Below are 3,100 nucleotides of genomic sequence, written 5' to 3'. Positions count from 1 at the left end.
CAGTGCTTCACCGCCGAGCATCAAGACCCGCGGACCGCCGCCGATCAGCAGGCCGGCCGGCAGCAGCTGAGCCAGGTACGACGGAGTGACGTCCATGAAATCGATCCGGTGCCGGCGCACATAGTCGACCAGCACCGCCGGTTCCAGACGGGTTCGCTCGTCGATCACGTGCAGCTCGTGGCCGTCGCACATCAGCAACGGTCCTTCCAACGACGTGTCGAACGACAACGCCGCCGTCAACGCCGCCCGCAACCGGCCACCACCCGCATCGGCGACAAACCCGTCCCGCTGATTGACCAGCAGATTCAACATCTGCCGATGCTCGACCACCACACCCTTCGGCCGACCCGTCGAACCCGACGTATAGATGACATAGGCCGAGTTGCGCGGCGACAACGGCGCCAGCCGATCCGCATCCGTCAGATCACCACCCGACAACTCGGCCAAGACCAACGATGCCATCACCGCCTCGGTGAGCACGAACGCCGGATCGGCATCACTGAGCAGCAAGGCGGTCCGCTCCGACGGCAGGGCCGGGTCCACCGGCAGATACACCCCACCCGCCTTCCACACCGCCAGCAGCCCGACCATCGAGTCGACCGAGCGCGGCAGACTGACCGCCACGACCCGCTCCGGACCGACACCCGCCCGCACCAGGTGACGCGCCAACCGGTTCGCCCGCGCGTTCACCTCGGCAAAACTCAACGACACCGCACCGCACACCAATGCCGTCACCGCGGGCGTCCGGGCTGCCTGCGCCTCGAACACGTCCACCACCGTGCCAGCCGGCACCTCCAGGACCGGACCGCACACCACCTGCTCGCCGTCCAGCAACCCGATCGCGAACAACGGCACATCCGGCCCGCTCAACGCGGCGACCACGTTCTGCACCGCCACACACAACAATTGGCCGACCGCGTGCGGATCTAACGAATCGACCACCTCCACGCTCAAACTCAGACCCGCCACATCCAGGTCATTTACCGACACGCTCAACGGATAATTCGTGCGCTCCCTGGCATAAACGGTGCGGATACCCTCCGGCGCGCGAGTCGCCTCAGCGTCCGGCCCGTCCGGGCCCTGGGCAATGTGCCGATAATTGAACAGCGACGTGAACAACGGCGTGTTCTCCGCGACCCCGCTCGCCTGCTGCGCCACCGCCAACGGCGCGTGCTCGTGCTCCAACAACGCCGCGAGCTGGACCCGCATCTCCTCGACCGCCTCGCGCACCCCCACCCGACCGGTCCGGACCCGCACCGGCAGCGTGTTGATGAACGGACCGACCACCCGGTCGGCGCCCGCGCCCGCGTTCATCCGCCCGAACAACACCGTGCCGAACACCACGTCGTCGCGGCCCGACAGGACCGAGACCACGCGGGCCCACGCGACGTGCAGCACCGTCGCGGCGCTGACCCCCAGCGTCCGTGACACCTCGCGCAGCCGGTCGACGATGTCCTGCGGCACCGGCATCTCGGCGGTCACCGAATCCATGCCGTCGCCACGGACGTCCATCAGCCCGTACGGCGCGGTCGGCTCCGTCACGTCGCCCAGCAACGCGGCGAAGAACCTCTCGTGCTCCTCCCGCGCGACGCTGCGGGCCTGCGCGACGAAATTCCGGAACGGCAGAGCCGGCGCCAGCTCCTGCGTGCGCCCCTCGAGGATGGCCTGCATCTCCGCGAGCAGCACGTCCATACCCTGGTGGTCCTGGAGCATGTGGTGCATCCGCAACATGCCCAGCCAGCCGTCACCGACCTGCGTGACATGCACGTCCATCAGCGGTGGGCGACGGAGGTCCATCCTCGACCCGACAAGTTCGACCAGTTCGGCGACCGGATCGCCGCTTTCCTCGAGGACGTGGGTCGTCACCGGCAACGCGGCGTTGCGCAGCACGACCTGCACCGGCTCGGGGATTCCGTCCCACACCACCGCCGTGCGGTAGATGTCGTGCCGGTCAACGACCTGCTGCAACGCGCCGACGAACCCGTCCAGGCGGGCACGTGAGTCGAACTCGAAGACCCACACCGTCACGTACGGATCCTCGCCACCACCCGCCATCAGGTGATGGAACAGCAGCCCCTCCTGCAGCGGCGCCAGCGGATACACGTCCGCGACGTTCGCCGCACCACCCTCGACGGTGGCGACCACCCGCTCGACGTCCGCATCCGAGAAGTCGACCAGCGGCAGCATGTCCGCCGTGATCCGCTGCGCACCGTCCGGGATCAGGTTGCCCGGCACCACCACCACGTCAGCCGGCGCGGTCGTGGCTGCGGCCAACCCGGCCGGCGTAGGAGTCTCGAACAACGCCCGCACCGACACCGCCACACCCCGACCGCGCAGCACCTCCACCAACCGCACCGCCAGCAGCGAATGCCCACCGAGACGGAAGAAATCATCGTCCACGCCGACCGCGTCGAGACCCAGAACCTCAGCGAAAACCTGACACAGGATCTCCTCCCGCACAGTCACCGGACCACGACCCGAACCGGCTTCGTACGCCGGCGCCGGCAACGCCCGCCGATCCACCTTCCCGTTCACCGTCAACGGCAACTCATCCAGGACCACGAACGCCGACGGCACCATGTACTCCGGCAACCGCTGCGCGACATACTCCCGCAACCCACTCGCATCGCCGGCCACCACATACGCCACCAGCCGCTTGTCGCCCGGCATGTCCTCCCGAACAACCACCACCGCCCGCGCCACCTGCGGATGCCCCAACAGCACCGCCTCGACCTCACCCGGCTCAATCCGGAAACCGCGAAGCTTGACCTGCTCATCGACCCGACCGACGAACATCAACTGCCCGTCCGACGTCCACTTCACCAGATCACCAGTGCGATACATCCGCTCACCCGAACCGAACGGACACGCCACGAACCGCTGCGCGGTCAGCCCAGCCCGACCCACATAACCCCGAGCCAACCCCGCCCCAGCGACGTACAACTCACCGACCACCCCCGCCGGCACCGGCGACAACCCGCCATCCAGCACATAAAAACGAGTATTCGCAATCGGCGAACCCGCCGGCACCGGCCCAGACCGACCATCGACCAACCCCGCCGCCGCCATCACCGTCGTCTCGGTCGGCCCATACGTGTTG

General features: G+C 67.9%; 1 protein-coding gene. It reads right to left on the bottom strand.

Annotated elements, in window-relative coordinates; genetic code table 11:
- A partial coding sequence (locus tag SM452_RS30225; protein WP_463841207.1) for an AMP-binding protein occupies positions 1-3,100 on the bottom strand: 3,100 nt, incomplete at both ends.

Source organism: Micromonospora sp. SYSU B005 (genome assembly GCF_055362685.1).
This window is presented reverse-complemented; position numbering and strand designations above follow the sequence as displayed.